The sequence below is a fragment of the Peribacillus sp. NPDC097224 genome (assembly GCF_044761985.1).
In the GTDB taxonomy this organism is placed as follows: domain Bacteria; phylum Bacillota; class Bacilli; order Bacillales; family DSM-1321; genus Peribacillus.
The window spans coordinates 540827-558788 of sequence record NZ_JBIWDK010000003.1; the positions used below are offsets into that span (position 1 = coordinate 540827).

General features: G+C 40.8%; 20 protein-coding genes. 16 read left to right on the plus strand and 4 right to left on the minus strand.

All coding sequences use genetic code 11. The annotated features are described in order from the left end of the window. The first annotated feature begins 81 nt into the window (after positions 1 to 81). The 7 genes from ACIQXR_RS09355 to ACIQXR_RS09385 all read left to right on the plus strand — a co-directional run bounded on the left by ACIQXR_RS09355 (position 82) and on the right by ACIQXR_RS09385 (position 6152). A complete protein-coding gene (locus tag ACIQXR_RS09355) occupies positions 82 to 711 on the plus strand; it encodes an ABC transporter ATP-binding protein (RefSeq protein ID WP_402956101.1) in 630 nt (209 codons plus the stop codon). Continuing rightward, entirely contained in the window at positions 711 to 1496 is a 786-nt protein-coding gene (locus ACIQXR_RS09360; RefSeq protein WP_402956104.1) for an ABC transporter permease, read from the plus strand. Before ACIQXR_RS09355 ends, ACIQXR_RS09360 begins: the two co-directional genes overlap by 1 nt. A 214-nt stretch (positions 1497 to 1710) precedes the next feature. Beyond that, a complete protein-coding gene (locus tag ACIQXR_RS09365) occupies positions 1711 to 1977 on the plus strand; it encodes a phosphocarrier protein HPr (RefSeq protein WP_402867991.1) in 267 nt (88 codons plus the stop codon). Beyond that, entirely contained in the window at positions 1977 to 3695 is a 1719-nt protein-coding gene (ptsP, locus tag ACIQXR_RS09370) for a phosphoenolpyruvate--protein phosphotransferase (RefSeq protein ID WP_402956106.1), read from the plus strand. The genes ACIQXR_RS09365 and ptsP overlap by 1 nt, the downstream gene beginning before the upstream one ends. Before the next feature lie 327 nt (positions 3696 to 4022). Beyond that, a complete protein-coding gene (locus tag ACIQXR_RS09375) occupies positions 4023 to 4808 on the plus strand; it encodes an SDR family oxidoreductase (RefSeq protein WP_402956108.1) in 786 nt (261 codons plus the stop codon). A 39-nt stretch (positions 4809 to 4847) separates the two neighbouring features. Beyond that, complete coding sequence (locus ACIQXR_RS09380) at positions 4848 to 5720, plus strand: NAD(P)-dependent oxidoreductase (protein ID WP_402956110.1); 873 nt, start codon at positions 4848 to 4850, stop codon at positions 5718 to 5720. A 66-nt stretch (positions 5721 to 5786) separates the two neighbouring features. Next, positions 5787 to 6152 (plus strand): hypothetical protein, encoded by a 366-nt coding sequence (locus ACIQXR_RS09385; protein WP_402868000.1) that lies wholly within the window; start codon positions 5787 to 5789, stop codon positions 6150 to 6152. An 88-nt stretch (positions 6153 to 6240) separates the two neighbouring features. Here the strand turns inward: ACIQXR_RS09385 and ACIQXR_RS09390 are convergent, their stop codons facing one another. Further along, positions 6241 to 7383, minus strand: coding sequence for an aminotransferase A (locus ACIQXR_RS09390; protein WP_402956112.1), 1143 nt, complete (start codon positions 7381 to 7383; stop codon positions 6241 to 6243). Positions 7384 to 7549: 166 nt separating this feature from the next. On the opposite strand from ACIQXR_RS09390, the gene corA reads away from it, so the two are divergent. The 3 genes from corA (at position 7550) to ACIQXR_RS09405 (ending at position 10289) form a co-directional block, all read left to right on the plus strand. After that, positions 7550 to 8524: a magnesium/cobalt transporter CorA gene (gene corA, locus ACIQXR_RS09395; protein ID WP_402956114.1), complete on the plus strand. Its 975-nt coding sequence runs from the start codon at positions 7550 to 7552 to the stop codon at positions 8522 to 8524. A gap of 106 nt (positions 8525 to 8630) precedes the next feature. After that, positions 8631 to 9137: an RDD family protein gene (locus tag ACIQXR_RS09400; RefSeq protein WP_402956116.1), complete on the plus strand. Its 507-nt coding sequence runs from the start codon at positions 8631 to 8633 to the stop codon at positions 9135 to 9137. A gap of 246 nt (positions 9138 to 9383) precedes the next feature. Beyond that, complete coding sequence (locus ACIQXR_RS09405) at positions 9384 to 10289, plus strand: chemotaxis protein (protein ID WP_402868006.1); 906 nt, start codon at positions 9384 to 9386, stop codon at positions 10287 to 10289. A gap of 49 nt (positions 10290 to 10338) precedes the next feature. On the opposite strand, the gene ACIQXR_RS09410 is transcribed toward ACIQXR_RS09405, so the two are convergent. Together ACIQXR_RS09410 and ACIQXR_RS09415 are read right to left on the minus strand one after the other, a co-directional pair. Further along, positions 10339 to 10845, minus strand: a complete 507-nt coding sequence (locus ACIQXR_RS09410) for a YkyB family protein (RefSeq protein ID WP_402868007.1) — start codon at positions 10843 to 10845, stop codon at positions 10339 to 10341. A gap of 315 nt (positions 10846 to 11160) precedes the next feature. Beyond that, positions 11161 to 11538 (minus strand): hypothetical protein, encoded by a 378-nt coding sequence (locus ACIQXR_RS09415; RefSeq protein ID WP_402956118.1) that lies wholly within the window; start codon positions 11536 to 11538, stop codon positions 11161 to 11163. Between the two features lie 118 nt (positions 11539 to 11656). Here ACIQXR_RS09415 and ACIQXR_RS09420 point away from each other — a divergent pair, with 118 nt between their 5' ends. Further along, positions 11657 to 12037, plus strand: coding sequence for a fluoride efflux transporter FluC (locus ACIQXR_RS09420; RefSeq protein WP_402868010.1), 381 nt, complete (start codon positions 11657 to 11659; stop codon positions 12035 to 12037). Then, positions 12034 to 12390: a fluoride efflux transporter CrcB gene (gene crcB / locus ACIQXR_RS09425; protein WP_402868011.1), complete on the plus strand. Its 357-nt coding sequence runs from the start codon at positions 12034 to 12036 to the stop codon at positions 12388 to 12390. The genes ACIQXR_RS09420 and crcB overlap by 4 nt, the downstream gene beginning before the upstream one ends. Positions 12391 to 12533: 143 nt before the next feature. On the opposite strand, the gene ACIQXR_RS09430 is transcribed toward crcB, so the two are convergent. After that, positions 12534 to 13394, minus strand: a complete 861-nt coding sequence (locus ACIQXR_RS09430) for a metallophosphoesterase (protein ID WP_402868013.1) — start codon at positions 13392 to 13394, stop codon at positions 12534 to 12536. A gap of 160 nt (positions 13395 to 13554) precedes the next feature. Between ACIQXR_RS09430 and ACIQXR_RS09435 the strand changes: the two genes are divergently transcribed. The 4 genes from ACIQXR_RS09435 to ACIQXR_RS09450 all read left to right on the plus strand — a co-directional run bounded on the left by ACIQXR_RS09435 (position 13555) and on the right by ACIQXR_RS09450 (position 17815). Continuing rightward, on the plus strand, positions 13555 to 15411 hold the full coding sequence (locus ACIQXR_RS09435) for an SLC13 family permease (protein WP_402956120.1): 1857 nt from the start codon (positions 13555 to 13557) through the stop codon (positions 15409 to 15411). A 200-nt stretch (positions 15412 to 15611) separates the two neighbouring features. Next, positions 15612 to 16817 (plus strand): EAL domain-containing protein, encoded by a 1206-nt coding sequence (locus ACIQXR_RS09440; RefSeq protein WP_402868016.1) that lies wholly within the window; start codon positions 15612 to 15614, stop codon positions 16815 to 16817. Between the two features lie 72 nt (positions 16818 to 16889). Further along, positions 16890 to 17120 (plus strand): hypothetical protein, encoded by a 231-nt coding sequence (locus ACIQXR_RS09445; protein WP_402868018.1) that lies wholly within the window; start codon positions 16890 to 16892, stop codon positions 17118 to 17120. 194 nt (positions 17121 to 17314) lie between these two features. After that, a complete protein-coding gene (locus tag ACIQXR_RS09450; protein ID WP_403079847.1) occupies positions 17315 to 17815 on the plus strand; it encodes a DUF3993 domain-containing protein in 501 nt (166 codons plus the stop codon). Positions 17816 to 17962 lie beyond the last annotated feature (147 nt).

Genomic DNA, 17962 nt, shown 5'->3' on the forward strand with positions numbered 1-17962 from the left:
ATTTTCACCATATCCACTGTCCTCTCTGATGGTTTATTCTTATTAAGAAATCGTGAAGCAAGAAAGGTAGGAACCGGAAATATGTTCAGGTTAGAAAACATAACGTTTAAAGGGATTCTAAATATTGACCATCTTGAAATCCCGGCAAGGAAAATAACTTGTTTGACTGGGGAGAGCGGAGCTGGGAAAACGTCACTGCTTAGACTATTAAATAGAATGAATGAGCCGGACACCGGGTCGATTTTTTATCAAGAGCAACTCCTTGGAACATTTAACCCGATAGAGCTCCGTCGCCAAGTTACGATGCTATCTCAAACAGCACTCACCTTACCTGGAACCATTGAAGAAAACCTCCAATTTGGATTAGAGTTGACCGAAAGAGAAAAGGAATCAAAGGACGAGCTACTAAACGTACTTGAAACGGTATTGTTAAAGAAGCCATTATCAGCTGATGTAGAGAAATTGTCGGGTGGGGAGAAGCAAAGGTTGGCATTGGCAAGATTGCTTCTATTAAAGCCTGACGTATATTTATTGGATGAGCCAACATCCGCTCTTGATGAAGAGTCAGAGTTGGATGTCATGAACCGGTTTTTAACTAAAGTGAAACAGGAAATGGGAACCGTGGTCATGATTACTCATTCCAGGCAACTTGTGGATGAATATGCTGAGGAAAGGATCGTTCTTAAAAAGTCAAAGGAGGGGGACTATTAATGGAGAGTAGTGGGATAATAAATATTGAGCTTTGGCGTTTATGTGCGGCCTATGTATTCGTGGTTCTCCTGCTTATCATTGTAAAATGGCGAGGGATATCGAGGGAAAAACAAATTTTGCTCGCTACAGTACGCATGACGGTCCAACTTATTCTTGCAGGGTATGTATTGACGTATATATTCGAGAATCCCCATCCCTTGCTTTCAATAGGATTTTTATGTTTGATAGCCTGGTTCTCTATCCGAAATATTTTTAAACAAATATCCTTTACGCTCAGCAAGAAAATCAAACGAATGGTCATTTTGAGTATGCTCACAGGTCCGATAGCCGCTTTGCTTTATTTTAACTTGGTCGTCATCCATTTCACGCCATGGTATGAACCACGTTACTTTATCCCGATTGCTGGTATGATTGTGGGGAATGCGATGACCGGCGTTACGTTAGCTTTAAAGAACCTGCACGACGGCATCACAAGTAACCGCGATAAGGTGGAGGCGATGTTGATGCTTGGCGCCACGCCGCAGAAAGCCGTCAAAAAATATGTGGATGCCGCTTTCGATTCGGCAGTGCTGCCGACTTTGAATAATATGTTGGGTATGGGGATCATTTTCCTTCCGGGAATGATGACTGGGCAAATTCTATCGGGAATCAGTCCGCTCATCGCCATAGAATATCAAATTGCCATACTTATTGGGATTCTTGGTAGTGTCTCCATAACGGTCATCCTCTTTATCTTACTGAGTTTTAAGGCGTTTTTCACAAAGTCTGCACAACTGTCCATCTAAAACTTTTTAAAGGAAATAAATTAATTGTTGCAGTTTTATCCTAATTTTTGTACGATTCTTTAGAAACAGGATAGTTATGGTTTGTTTGTTGAGAATGATAATGATATTCTGAAAAGGAAATCGTAGATTTTCGTATCTTTCTTAAATGAATAGGGAAAAACCTTACATATCCTATTCTTGTTAGTTTATTTTATATTAAAGGAGAATGATTTATATGGTAGAAAAAACGTTTACAGTAACTGCAGAAACAGGAATTCATGCTCGTCCCGCTACATTGCTTGTACAAGCAGCTGGTAAATTTGATTCAGAAATTAACCTTGCATATAAAGAGAAAAAAGTGAATCTTAAATCCATTATGGGTGTTATGTCTCTTGGAATCGGTAAAGGTGCAGAAATCACGATTACTGCAGAAGGCAGCGATGAAAATGATGCTCTAAAAACACTTTCTGACACATTGAGCAGAGAAGGTTTGGCAGAATAATGTCCACGCTGATAAGTGGAATCGCAGCGTCAAGCGGCATAGCCATCGCGAAAGCCTATCGTCTTATCGAACCGGAATTGTCGGTTGAAAAAAGGAGTATTGAGGATGTTGAGGCTGAAGTAATCCGTTTCAAGGAAGCCATCCAAAAATCTACTTCAGAATTGGAAATCATCAGGAACAAGGCCGAGCAGGATTTGGGGGCCGATAAGGCAGCCATTTTTGATGCCCATTTACTAGTACTTTCCGATCCGGAACTTTTGAACCCTGTTCAGGATAAAATCAAGTCCGAAAACATAAATGCTGAATCTTCTTTACATGAAGTTGCAAGCATGTTCATTACGATGTTTGAACAAATGGATAATGAGTACATGAAGGAAAGAGCCGCTGATATCCGTGATGTAACAAAACGTGTCCTATCTCATCTTTTGGGTATACATATTCCGAATCCAAGCATGATTGCAGAAGAAGTGATCATCATTGCCGAGGATTTGACGCCTTCTGATACGGCCCAGTTAAATCCGATGTATGTTAAAGGGTTCACGACTGATATCGGTGGCAGAACATCACATTCAGCCATTATGGCTCGTTCATTAGAGATTCCGGCAGTTGTAGGAACTAAAACGGTGACCGCTTCCATCGAAAATGGGGACTTGGTCATCATAGACGGGCTTAATGGCGAAGTGCATATTAACCCGACCCCTGAACTTGTGCAACAGTACGAGGAAATGCAGAAAAAATATGCCTTGCAGAAGGCTGAATGGGCAAAGTTGGTCCATGAACAAACGGTTACAAAAGATGGGCACCAAGTAGAGCTGGCAGCCAATATTGGGACACCAAAGGATTTAGATGGTGTTCACAAAAATGGTGGGGAAGGAATCGGTTTGTACCGGACAGAATTCCTCTACATGGGAAGAAATGAAATGCCTAGTGAAGAAGAGCAGTTTGAAGCCTATAAGACGGTGCTGGAAGGGATGGCCGGAAAGTCGGTTGTCGTCAGAACACTTGATATAGGCGGGGACAAAGAGTTACCCTACTTGCAGTTACCTAAGGAAATGAACCCATTCCTTGGCTATCGGGCAATTCGTTTATGCTTAAATGAGCAAGAAATTTTCCGTATCCAGTTACGGGCGTTGCTACGGGCAAGCATATACGGAAACTTGAAAATCATGTTCCCAATGATTGCGACCTTAACGGAATTCCGCGAAGCCAAAGCTGTGTTGGAAGAAGTGCGGCAGGAATTACTTGAAAAGGATATCCCGGTGGCAGAAAAGATTGAAATCGGCATCATGGTTGAGATTCCTTCCACTGCGGTCATGGCAGATATTTTTGCCAAAGAGGTCGATTTCTTCAGCATTGGTACGAATGACTTGATTCAATATACAATGGCAGCGGACCGGATGAATGAGAGAGTCTCGTATTTATATCAACCATATAACCCGGCAATATTACGACTTGTTAAAATGGTAATTGATGCTGCCCATAAAGAAGGAAAATGGGCAGGAATGTGCGGCGAGATGGCGGGAGATGAAGTGGCTGTCCCTATTTTAATTGGGTTGGGCCTTGATGAATTCTCGATGAGTGCCACCTCTATCTTAAAAGCTCGATCTCTAATCAGGAAACTTTCACTTGAAGAAATGAAAAAACTATCACAAGATGTCTTGGTGATGGATACAAACGAACAAGTGAAAGAAGCTGTACTTGAAAAAGTGAATAAATAGCATGACAAACGGCGCTTTCGTCCAATGAAACTTCAATGGATGAAAGCACCGTGTTTATTTTTTTGAAATCTTCCAAAAGATGTTTAACAACGTTATACATGGGTAAATAAAGGACAAGCACAGTTGTTTAGCTCGATATGAGCAACTGACATTCTCATTTCCCCCTTTTAAAGCCGGCTGGGTTTTCCAGCCGGCGATTTTTTTTGGGGGGATAGGATAAAACTCTCCGGGGAATTGGGATATTGATAATTCAGATTTTTCACTTTATACAATAAAGGATATAATAAAATCATGTTTGGTATTTTTTATGAAAAAGGGGGAAGTACAGTGGATTTATATTTACAAAAGAAAAATGCTTTAATTCTGGCCTCGAGCCAAGGGTTGGGAAAAGCAATAGCGGAAGAGCTTGTTAAAGAAGGTGCCAACGTCATGCTCGCTGCGAGAAGTGAAGAAAAATTGGTGGCAGTTCAAAAGGAATTATCAAAGATCGGCAAGGGGAAAGTGTCGTATAAAGTGACGGATATTACAAAACCTGATGATATTAAGTCGTTGGTGGAGAAAGTGGCTGAAGAATTTGGCGGGCTAGATATCCTTATCAATAATGCCGGAGGTCCTCCAGGGGGGACATTTAATGATTTTAGTGATGCAGACTGGCAACATTCATTTGAACTGAATTTATTGAGCTTTATCCGAACCATTCGTGAAAGCTTACCGCTTCTAAAAAAACAAGGCGGCAAGATCGTTAACATTGCATCGTCTTCTATTAAAGAGCCAATACCTGGCCTATTGCTATCGAATACTTTCCGCACGGCAATCGTGGGATTGGCGAAAACATTGGCTACTGAGCTAGCACCAGACAAGATATTGATCAATACGGTTGGACCGGGTCGAATCTCAACCGAGCGCATTCAACATCTGGATCAATTCAATGCCGAGAAACAGGGTGTCTCAACTGCAGATATCACAGGGAAAGCCCTTAGTAACATCCCGCTTGGGCGTTATGGCGAACCAGAGGAATTTGCGAAGTTCGTAACCTTCCTCGTTTCTGGGGCCAATACATATTTAACCGGCCAATCTTATTTGGTAGATGGAGGGATGGTTAAATCCATCTAGTTTGCATTAATTCACAGATGATTCGAAGGGAGAATGAACATGAAAGAGAAAAACACAGTAATCGGATTTATTGGTACAGGGGTTATGGGAAAGAGTATGGCGGGAAACTTGCTTAAAGCAGGTTACAAGGTACATGTTTATACCAGGTCCAAGGAAAAGGCAGAAGAGTTGATTGGTAAGGGGGCAAAGTGGGCAGCAACACCTAGGGAGATTGCCCAACAAACGAATGTGATCATTTCCATGGTCGGGTATCCGAGTGATGTCGAGGAAATTTATCTGGGGGAACAGGGACTTATTGAATGTGCAAAAGAAGGGACACTTTTAATAGATATGACAACCTCCACACCCTCCTTGGCCATGAAGATAGCGGGAGAAGCACGGAAAAAGGGGCTGGAAGCTCTTGATGCCCCAGTTTCCGGAGGAGATGTGGGTGCCCGTGATGGCAATCTAACCATCATGGTGGGCGGAGATCCTGCTGCATTTGAAACAGTACGCCCAATTCTTGAGTGCATGGGAAGCAATATTGTTCATCAAGGCCCTGAGGGTTCAGGTCAGCATACGAAAATGTGCAACCAAATAGCGATTGCCTCCAACATGATCGGGGTTACGGAAGCCATCTCATACGCTACAAGGGCAGGGCTTGATCCGGAAAAAGTCCTCCAAAGCATTTCCTCGGGCTCTGCCGGCAGTTGGTCCCTATCCAATCTTGTCCCACGAATGGTCAAAGGTGATTTTGAACCAGGGTTTTATATCAAGCATTTTATTAAAGATATGAAAATTGCACTTGATGAAGTGGAGAAAATGGGGTGGGATGCGCCTGGATTAACTTTGAGCAAATCTCTGTATGATGGGCTTGCAGAGGCTGGTGAGGAGAACAGCGGCACCCAGGCTTTATATAAACACTATAATTAAAAGTGCTATCCGCTCCTTTTTTGAATAAGCTGTAAGCGACAGCCTTTACAAAAAGGAGAGATACGTATGGGTGACTTTGACGATATCCACATGAAGTTCCAGGAACTTGAAGATGGCATATATATTGTCCGAATCGAGGGGTATAAACGGGAAAAAACGATTCACCAAACAAAGCCCATTCGTTGGGAATTGAAATTGATGAATGAGAGCCCCTTGATCTTACCGGTGAAATTCAGTCATATCGAGACCGATGCTGGTTTTCAAATATTAATGAGGGAGTTAAAAAACCTAGGGCATTCGAAACCGCGAAACGCCAGGGAATTTGAAGAGGTGATGACGGATCTATTGGGTTCAATAGTCGAGGTCAGCCTTACGACAACCAATAAGGAAGAAGGCTATCGCGAAGTGCGATTCTTACGAAGGTTGTATTAATATTGCCATACTCTCTTTTTTACAAAGAAAATGGCCTCAACGGTTCCTACTGTTGATGGCCATTTTTTTGTGCATACTATATTCACAGTTATTTTAAAAAGGCTGCGATACGATCCAATCCTTCTTTAAGTGTTTCCATGGAATAGGCATAGGAAATCCGGAAGTATCCTTCCCCCAGTGGCGAGAAGGCATCTCCAGGAACGACAGCTACCTTTTCCTGTTTTACTAGTTCCAGGCAGAACTCCAAGGAGGATGGGTAGCCTTCAGGCAGTTTTACGAAAAAGTAAAAGGCACCATCCGGTTTGACCACATCCAGATCCATTGCTTGTAATCGGTTGTACACGTAGTCCCTCCTACTAGCATATTCCGTTTTCATGGACATGCTATCGTCTTTTCCAACTGTTAACGCAGCTAAGGCAGCACGTTGCGAGATGGAGGAGGCACAAGTTACGTTATACTGATGGACCTTTAACAAATGTTTAGAAATCGACTCGGGAGCAAATAACAGACCAATCCTCCAACCAGTCATTGAATGGGATTTTGATAAACCATTTAACACAATGGTTTGTTCCCTTAAAAAAGTGGCGATTGAAACATGATCCTGGTCAAAAACCAACTCGCTATATATTTCATCGGCTAAAATGAAAATATCCTTGCCACGCACGAGCTCTGCGATGTCCTGTAGCTCTTCTGCCGTTAGTGTGACCCCGGTTGGATTTGAAGGGTAAGGCAAAACGATGCAACGGGTTTTTTCGGTTATGTATGCTTTTAGGATATCAGCGGTCAAACGAAAACCGTTCTTAGTCGTGTCAGCGTAAACAGGCTCGGCCCCGCTCATTTTAATGATCGGCTCGTAGCCTGGATAGACAGGGCCTGGGAGGATCACTTCATTTCCAGGGGTGAGGATGGTCCGAAATGTAATGTCGATTCCTTCGCTTGCTCCCGAAGTGACGATGACTTCATTGACTGGATTGTATGAAAGCTGGTATTTATCTTTTACATAAGCGCTCGCGGCTTCCCTTAATTCCAAATATCCGGCATTATGGGTGTAAACCGTATAATCATCATCAATCGCCTGTTTTGCGGCTTCCTTAATATGTCGCGGTGTAGGGAAGTCGGGCTGACCTATCGTTAAAGAAATGGTCCCTTTAATATCGGCTACTAGATTATAGAATTTTCGGATTCCAGATATTTGAACCTCTTTTACAAGCGGGTTTACTAAATGTTCCATTTGAATATCCTCCTTGTTCTTATCAGTTTGTGAATGGTTATATGAATGTATCAAATCCATTCTATTTTATCATTTTGTAAGGGGAGAGGAAAAAATACTTTTTGTGATTAATGTATTGAAGGTATAATGAAGTTCAAGATCAAGAAAATTTTGAGGATTGATATAAATGATTAGAACCTGTGCCATAACAAAAGAAAAAGAGGTCATTTTTGATTTAGAGCTAAAAAAATTAGGTGATGATTATATTGAATGGTATTGGGTGGATTTTTCAAAACCTACTGTAGAGGAAATAAAGGTGCTATCGAGCCATTTCCACTTTCACCATTTAGCCATCGAAGATTGCCTTGATGACTATAACCAGCGGCCAAAAATGGATTTTTATGAAGGCTATCAATTCCTCGTGATACATGCCATAAGGCAGAAAATCTTCAAGGCTGTCGAATTGGGTCTTTTTATCGGGGAAAAATGGTTAGTCACATTTCATAAGGAAGAACTCCAGGAACTAGAAGAGGTTTGGAGGGAAATCCCTGAGTTGGAAACCTTAAAGCAAGGGCCGTTCTTCTTGATGCATAGACTGATTGACCGGGTCGTCGATGAATTCTTTCCTCCTGTTTATAAAATGGAAAGCGAGCTTAACAGTATCGAGGATAACACGGAGAATGAAACGATATCGGAATTGATGAATCAGCTATTCGATTTGAGAACGGATTTGTCGAAGCTTCGTCGTACAATCCTGCCCATGCGTGACTTATTGTATCGGATGATTACTTCTGATAGGTTGAACTATTTAAAGGATCAGCATCTATATTTTCATGATGTATATGATCATCTTATTAAACTAACGGAGATGCTTGAATCCTATCGGGATTTTTCTTCAGATATTCGCGATAGTTATCTATCGGTCAATTCGAATAATATGAATTCTACGATGATGACTTTGACTGTCATTACGACCATTTTCATGCCACTCACTTTCATAGTGGGCGTGTATGGTATGAACTTTAAGTATATGCCTGAATTGAATTGGCACTATGGCTATTATGTAATCCTTGGGATGATGGGTGGCATTGCTTTTATGATGTTTTTATATTTCGTCAAAAAAGGCTGGTTGGAAATAGGTAAAAAGTCTCGTAATAGGTAAAATCGATTAAGCGATCTGCCATATTGATGGAACAATGATAAAAGTCTTTGTTATAATGGATAGGTTATCATTAATTTCCAAAAATGTGAAAGGGAGGTAGTTTATTATGGAAAGATTAGTAGAGGTTTATCCAGATGAAGGAAGAGAGTATGCAGGTTTTTGGATACGATTTGGTGCCAATATCATTGATGGAATCATAATCGGTATCCCCACAGGAATCCTGATGACCATCGTGAATCTAATTTGGCTCGGCAGCATGTCAAGCGTTCAGGAAGACATGCTTGATCCCAATTATGAGCCGGGAGGCGGAGAAATCTTGGCCTTCATGGGCGGGACTTTCATCACCTTATTTTTAGCTATACTTATTAGCTTTCTATATTATACTCTATTACACTCTTCGAAATGGCAGGGGACTGTCGGGAAAAAACTGCTTAATATTAAAGTGGTGGATTTAAATGGAAATCGTATCGGTTTCGGCAAGGCTGCGGGCCGCTATTTCGCTACGATTATTTCAGGAGTCATCCTTTATATCGGCTATATCATGGCCGGGTTCACGGAAAAGAAACAAGCGCTCCACGATATGATAGTCGGAACGCTTGTCGTAAAAAAGTAAATGAATCAAAGTAGGGAGGCTCAAAGGTGGGCCTTCTTTTTTTCGTGTGCCTCGGTAATTCATTTTCACAATATTATTTTTTGCCCAGGATTCTAAACAATCGGCGTAAATAACCGAATTATTAGGTAGAAGTCATTTATCTATAAGGTATAGGTCTTTTTTGCTAAAATGTATTATTTTTCAATCTAGAAAAGTAGTATATTGAATAAATAAATGATAGATGTAAGGGAAGGGCGAGATAAATAAATGGAAGCCAATAAAGGAATATTACTTGAAAGCGGTACGAATGAACTTGAAATCGTCGAATTCGGGATTGGAAAGAATAAATTCGGCATAAATGTAATTAAAGTGAAGGAAATCATAAATCCTGTACATATTACCCTTGTGCCTCACTCCCATCCGAATGTGGAGGGGATCATTGAGCTTCGTGGTGAAGTGCTTCCTGTCGTTAATGTAGCTGATGCCTTAGGGTTTCCTGCATCGGAAAATCCAGAACAGGATAAATTCATAGTCGCTGAATTCAATCAGCAAAAAGTCGTCTTCCATGTCCATACGGTGACACAGATCCATCGTATCTCATGGACACAAATCGAAAAGCCTTCGGATATGTATCAAGGCTTGGAAAGCCAGATTATCGGCGTTATCAAACTAAACAGTGAAATGATATTATTGCTGGATTTTGAGAAAATCGTCGTCGAAATCAATCCTGAGTCAGGAATCAATGTTCAGCAGGTTAGAAAACTTGGTCAACGTCAAAATTCCGAAAAGAGAATCTTGATTGCTGAGGACTCGCCATTACTGCGTAAGTTGCTGTTCGATACATTGACTGAAGCCGGATTTAAGCAATTGGAGTTCTACGAAAATGGTCAGGATGCCATCAATTATTTGGAAGGGCTCGTAGAAGCCGGCAAAACGATTGTGGAGGAAATCCAACTGGTGATTACGGATATTGAGATGCCTCAAATGGACGGGCATCATCTTACTAGAAGAATTAAGGAGAATGGCAAACTCGCTGAATTGCCGGTCATTATATTTTCATCGTTGATTACAGATAGCCTACGCCATAAAGGGCAGGTAGTCGGTGCGGATGCACAGATCAGCAAACCGGAGATTGCGGAACTGATAAGATTGATCGATCAATTTGTTTTATAACCTATGAAAATGGGACGAGGATATTAGATCCTCGTCCCGTTTTTTTCTTTTAATACTTTGAACCTTTTCCTAAAAAAGAAGAGGGGAATGGATTATGAAAGGGCTGTTTAACTTGACTCCGTCCATATGACTTTTTTTCGGCCTTTACAGGGCTGGTTTGTTTTTCGCCAGCTTGTCCAACGTAAGTTTGTAAAATTTGCTTTGCTTTTGATAGTGACAAGGCAGCTTTAGGATTTCGTATGGACGCTGCGCGACTGCCGAGATGGGGGAGGGTTTTTAAGTCTTCCTTCGTAGGCGGTAGGTGAAAGACGTATGATCCACATTCAACAATGACATCGGATTGTTGCGCGGCAAAGCGAGGGTTGTCAGAAAAATGGAGTCCCATCTTCTTCGCTTTTCCTTCTTGCATGAGCTTATTTAATGCGAGCTTCTTTAGATTGTACAGATTTTTAGGCTCCAATGCAGTCTTAGCATGTTTATTTACTATAAACACGGCTTGGGCAAGGGAGTTTATCGAAAACTCATCCATTTCAGAATGTCCTTTCGTTTGATTCATAGTAGAAACTCCTTTTCATCATAGGTTTAGAAGTAATGCTATTGAAATAGATTTCTTCAATCAAGTCTACCGTTTATTTATATTGGTGTGATATTAGGCTTGTAAGGTAGAGTCGGATGGAAAATAGTTCAAAAATTTATAATTTAAAGTTATTCCCAACACTTTACCATCTATGCATTTCATATTATACCACTACAAAATATATAAGGAAGCAAATTCTAATACTGTGACGCTTTAATTTGTGAAAAACTATAAGGTAAAGAACTTGTATCCATTAAGAAAAGAAGGCGGTTCATTCCGCCTTCTGTGCAACCCTTATTGGGTGTAGATATTAATATTTTCATTGACTGCGGCTTGTGCGCCGAATTGTTGTGGGTAGCCCTGAAAACCTTGGTACCCCGGATATCCCTGATTGCCTGGATAGGGAGGGGCAGGATAAGGAGGGTAAGCGGGCGGATAGGGAGGATACGGCGGATACGGCGGCGGGTACGGTGGACGGTTGTTGAATAATAACGGACCTACTGCTAATCCAGCCACAAATGATAAAGGGAGCAATAAAGGAAAGAATGGAAAGAAGCGTTCATCGTTCCCATATTCAATTCCCATTTCATCCCCGTATCCGTTACGATATACATTTTGCGGATGTGGATATTGTTGGTAGGGATAGAAAGGATAATAATATTGTGTTTGCATGGTTGGCCTCCTTTTCTCTATGTCTTTACATAGTATGGTTTATTTTATGAAAAGAGCCTGTTCCAGCTGAATCTGTTATAATGAATCTATTCGTTTTTCAAATAGTTGAGGTGGTTTTATGGAGCCGTTTAAGAAGGTTTTGGCCGTAGGTTTTGGAGGTGCGGGTGGAGCATTAGTACGCTATTCAATTAGTGCCTCGACATCCGTTTTTTTCTTTCCATTTGGGACGCTCCTTATAAATATAGTAGGGTGTTTTTTGCTTGGAACGATAAATGGGTATTTCGCCTCTAAAAAAAAGTCACTCGTTTTTTTAGCTCTTGGTAGTGGGTTTTGCGGAGGGTTTACCACGATGTCTACATTTTCTCAGGAAATGGTAACGCTTATGCGGCATTCCATGATTCAAGCAGCGATTTATCTAGGAGCTACGCTTGTAATGGGACTGTTTGCTGGTTTTATAGGGCTGCGTCCTTTTACTGACAAAAGAGGTGAGACCTTGTGATTCATGTTTTCTCCGTTTTGATTGGAGGGTTTTTCGGTGCAGCCTTCAGATATATGTTTCAGACTTTATTTAATAAGCTTCTGCCTTCGAAGCCCATACCATTTAGTATTTTGCTGATTAATCTAATTGGGTGTTTCGGGTTAGGATGGATCTTTCCAAGAAAGGAAGAATGGGAACTTTCTATGCAGTTGATGCTTTCAATGGGATTTTTCGGTGCTTTTACGACTTTCTCCACTTTCAGTATGGAAGCTCTTGACCTTATGAAAAAACACCGCTACATAGAATGTCTTATCTACATAACGGTATCGGTTATTGGTGGCATCTTGGCGTTCCTATATGGTTATATGCTTTAAAGGTCTTATCCATTAACACTTTTGCAGGATGGTAAAATTATCGAGGTGTTTCCATTCACCATCTAATGCTATAATTCACTACATAGGAATTTTCACGCACAGGCTTTGTTAATGAGTCTGGCGATTTTCCCCTGTATTTCTTGTTATTCTGCTCTTAGTTCATAAATGGTCAATTCAGGGCGCGATAAAAAGCGATAAGGAAGTCGGGTTGTGCCAAGACCTCGGTTAACATGTAGAGTCAAGGAACCAAGATCAAAGGTCCCCTCCGTATACTTTTCGGCATATGGGGGAGTGACAAGGGCACCAATCAAAGGAATTTGAACTTGCCCGCCGTGACTGTGCCCGCTAATCTGATAGTGGATATCATAAGTGCTAGATATATCTGCCAGGTCTGGAGCATGGGAGAGCATAATGGTGAACCCCCCTTTTGGTATACCTGAGAGAGCCTTTTCAAAGTCAGGTTTTCCGAGCATCGCATCATCCACACCAGTTAGGAATATTTCTTCTGCTGAAAGTAATGAAACCCGGGCGGAATTATTTTGCAACATGGTGAAATTCGATTTTTCCATGATATCTCGATATATCTCGGAGCCATACCCACCGTGATCATGGTTACCGAAAATGCTGAACTTGCCCAAGGGCGCTTTAAGTTGATTCAACACAGGTGGGATTTCATTTTGAGCATTATATTTATTGGGCTCGTCCATCAAATCACCGGTAAATAAAACAATATCCGGATCCATTTGGTTTATCTTCTCGACTATCGCTTGCAAGTCACTAAGCTGAAATTGAAAGCCTAAGTGGGTATCGCTGAACTGTATCATCTTCATACCATCAAAACCTTTAGGAATAAGAGGGTGGCTGATAAAATTGTGCTTTATTTCTAACCACTTTGGCTCTAAGTTATGGGCGTAATATCCGCCCCCAACGCTTAAACCAGTTACAGTCGCCAGCGTACGCAGGCCATTTTTTATAAATGTTCTTCGGGAAATACTTTTACTCAAATTAATCAACCTATCTACATTAAGAATGTTACTTCCTCATATTAACAAACAATGTACATAATTAGAAGAAATCTCTTCTATAGGCAAAGGGAAACCTAGTTTATTGGAGTCGAATGGTTAATATCCAGTTTAAAACTGACATTTACACGGAGGTAGCATGATGACCGAACCAATGTTTATTACACTGATTATACTTCTATGCGCGTTCGCGCTTTTTATACAAGGTAAATTTCGTGCGGATTTAATCGCTCTTTGTGCCCTTGCTGTTCTGGGGCTGACTGGCATACTTACATTTAATGAACTGGTGGCGGGGTTTGCCAATCCCGTAGTGATTATGCTAGCGGCCCTATATATCGTCGGGGCAGGATTATTCAATACTGGAATCATAGAAAAGATAGGAAACAAATTGCTTAACTATTGTGGTGGGAATGAGTGGAAGTCACTATTGATCGTCATGGTAACGGCAGGCCTATTAAGTGCACTATTAAGCGGTACCGGTATTGTTGCCATTTTGCTTCCACTTGTAATGAGCATGGCTTTGCAACAAAAAACAAGTCCGACCCGCTATTTATTGCCACTGGCCTATGCATGCAGTATTGGCGGACTCATTACACTAACCGGTACCCCGTCAAATATGATTGTAGCCAATGTATTGAGGGAAAATGGGTTAGAGACATTTTCTTTCTTTGATTTCGCACCAATCGGTTTGATTGCATTTATAGCTGGGCTTTTCTTCATGCTCACACTGGGACGTTTGCTATTACCGGAAAAAACAATTGCAGCCAATAATAGTGTGAAGGGCTTATCCGCGGGGGAACTGGCTGGGATGTACAAAGTGTATGATCTTTTGCATTACCTACACATTCCTGCTTCATCGGATATTGTCGGAGAAAGGCTATCCGACCTTCAGCTTCCCATTCAATATGAATTGACATTAATTGAAATTCAACGGAAATCCAAAGACAAGCAGTTGCCGTTGCTTCAAAAGCAACAAACGATATCTGCCAGGGCCAATGAGGTACTGCATCCGGATGACATCATTTTGGTTTTTGGTGAAGAAGACGCCGTTCAGAGATTAGCGGAGCACTATGAATTGGAATTCAAACACTTTAATACGGAACAAATTAAGAAACATTTCCTTAGCAGTAAATTTGGTTTGACGGAAATATTGATCGTCCCGAACTCGGACTATGAAAATCAAACTCTTATTGATGTTCATTTTCGTGAAAAATACCAATGTAACGTGCTTGCAATCAATAGGAATGGTGAATATATCCAGGCGGATGTCGGAACAGAGCGTTTGAAACCTGGCGATGCGATATTGATTCACGGGGAGTGGGAGAATATCGAGAGGATTTCTTCCGATCTAGAGGATGTGATAGTGATAGGTACAACCTCAGAAGAAAGTTCCGCTGTGGATCCAAAATCCAAAACGTGGATTGCCTTGACCATAATGGGCATAATGATCGTTCTATTATCGATTGATTCAATTCCTCCTGCTTTGTCGGTCCTTACCGCTGCCTTGCTGATGATCGTAACTGGCTGTGTCCGTTCCATGGAAGATGCCTATCAAAAGATAAATTGGGAACCTATCCTATTAATTGCGGCCATGCTGGGGCTGACCGCTGCTTTTGATGATACAGGTGGTGTCAGGATGATAAGTGATTGGATGGCTTTATTATTCAATAATATTGGTGCACATGGATTATTGGCGGTCTTTTATCTCTTGACCCTGATCCTGAGCCAATTCATCCCGTATGGGGCAGCTACAGTCGTTATGACGCCCCTGGCATTAACCTCGGCAGTCAATCAGGGAATCGATCCCGTTCCGGTTTTCCTCTCACTGGCGGTTGCAGGGAGCCTGGCCTTGGCGACACCAAGAGTGGCGACTACAAATGCGTTGGTCATGACTGCGGGCGATTATAAATATGAAGATTTCACCGTCATAGGCATTGCGACACAAATCTTCATCGGTGTCATCGTGGTCATAACGATTCCATTGTTCTTCCCATTTTAATCGTGCATTAAAAAGGCCATTGTTCGATTTTAGAACAATGGCCTTTTACTATATCCGAGTAAAATAATAGAGATTCCTTCCTATATTTTTACCCATATAAAGGGTGAAAAGGGAGGATTGCGAAAGTTAGTATTATCAACGCCAACAACTAATGGTATAATTTTTGCATATTGATGTTTCGTAATTAGGGGGAATACATCATGGATGCAGAAAAAATATTAAAGAATTTAGACAGGGTGACACCTTTTTTTCAACCCATTTTCAGTGCAGATCAACATCAGGTCATCGGGTATGAAATACTAGGGCGCTATGAGGAAAAGGGCGAATATGAAAGTCTTGGTACTTTTTTTCACGATTCTTCCGTGCCTGAAGAATATCGGATAGAAGTGGATAATTATGTGTTGGAAATAGCTCTCGAACGAATAAGGGATTATGGTGAGGATTTTCTCATTTTTATTAATCGCGATCCCAATTTGCTTATGCTCGATCATGGCGAAGAATTTATGGAAATTCTCCATCGTCACTTTCAACCGGAGGAAATGAATAGAATCGTTCTTGAACTATCGGATACGATCAGCCCGGAAAACTACGAACCATTACAACATGTACTCGCCTATTTTAAAACATACGGCATTAAAATAGCATTTGATCATCTTGGGGAAGATAGTCAACTCGATCATATTGCTCAGATTTCTCCGAATATTTTAAAAGTGAATTTGAATCAACTTCGAATATCAGGGGGAGACGCATACCAGGTCATTCTCTTCTCGCTCAGTATGCTAGCACGTAGGATAGGGGCCAATTTACTGTTTGAAAATATCGAGTCTGAGTACCAGCTCCGTTTCGCTTGGAAGAATGGGGGGCGTTATTATCAGGGGTATTTCTTAGCAAAACCTGACGGGGAATTTATTGATAAAGATTTACTTCGAGAAAAATTTCATCAGGAATGCCAATCTTTCATATCTCTGGAAACAAAAAAGATGGAAGCCGTTTATCAAAAAACCCTGCAGTTTAATGAAGGGATGCAAGATTTCATCAAACAACAAAAAGGAAAAGGTTCGCATGAGGAATTCCTCGGAATCCTGGCGAAAAAATTGGATTCAGTATGTTTTCGGTTATATATTTGTGATGAAGAAGGGTATCAGAAATCGCCTAATATTCTTCATAAAGACGGACAATGGGTGGTCCAACCTAAATATATGAATCATAATTGGAGCTGGCGCCCTTATTTCCTTGAAAATATCGTTAAAATGCGCAATGAAAAAAAAGGCATTTTATCTGATCTGTACAGTGATATCGAAACGGGGGAGACGATTAGAACCTTTTCATATCCGCTGAATAATAAAGAATATATTTTCTTTGATTTGTCCTATAGCTTCCTCTATGAAAACGAAGCCTTGTTATAAAAGCGGATGCAGGTATAATATTGTTCAAAATGTGTAACGATAAGCAAAAATAATGCTTGGAGGAGACATATTTTGAGTACATATATTTGGATTCTACTCATTGTCGTAATCATCATGTCGATATATTTACTCTTTTATACCTATTCTGTTGCAAAAGGGCAGAAAGCGGTCAAAGGGAAGTACGATTCGTCTCTCGATGATTCAGTAAAAGAGCATCCATATTTGTGGAATCCGATTTTTATTTCTTTATTGGTTGCAACGGTCTTGATTGCTGGTTTCATTTTTTATTATGCATTTAAATAATTCATAAGAAGGAAGATTTCGGAAATTATGAAATCTTCTTTTTTTTATGGAATAGCGAGAAGAAAACTACCAATATTCGGGTGGTTTTCCAATATGGTATTTTTTTTCAGTTTGGTCTTATCCATGGCGGGTAAGGAAAAGTATAGACAAAAACCGGTATGATTCGGATATTATACTACCTAGGAGATGAAACTATGAAAAAATATTTAGTTGCTTGCGTCGTTAGTGCCCTTCTTTTAATCGGAGGCTTACCTGTAACTGCAGAAGAAGGCATACATAGGGAACAAGTATTTTCGTTAATGCAGGAAGCATTAAATAATCAAGGTTCACTCAGTGAGGAAATAAGAACGGAGAAAGACATTAAAGGAAAACTGAATGATCACTTCACGGAAGAGTTCATAGATAAGTTTTATAAAGCCAATGTCGTGCAAGTCGAGGGAGGTTATATGGCCTTCGGTTCGGATTTCGCACCCTATTATATTCCTTTCTTTAGCTATGATGATCATACAGAAGTAATCTATGGGGAAAACTCGGACTACATTTATGTACAAGAGTCATTTGAGGTGTCAGAAGGGGGCCCTGTCACTTCCGGGAAACATGTAGAGACAGTTACCTTGAAAAAAGAAAATGACGTCTGGAAGGTTGCCGACGTTTCATATGAAAGCGCAAATCAAAAAGAACAGGCAGATAAGTAATATATTTGATTGGATAATCGAATATCCAGCATGAAAAAAGTCTAAAGAAGGATAAAGTGTACCCTGTGTAAAGGACATTTTAAAAAAGCCTAAGCAATTTTTAAAAGATGATCTCTGTATTGAACAGGGGTCATCTTTTTTAGGTTC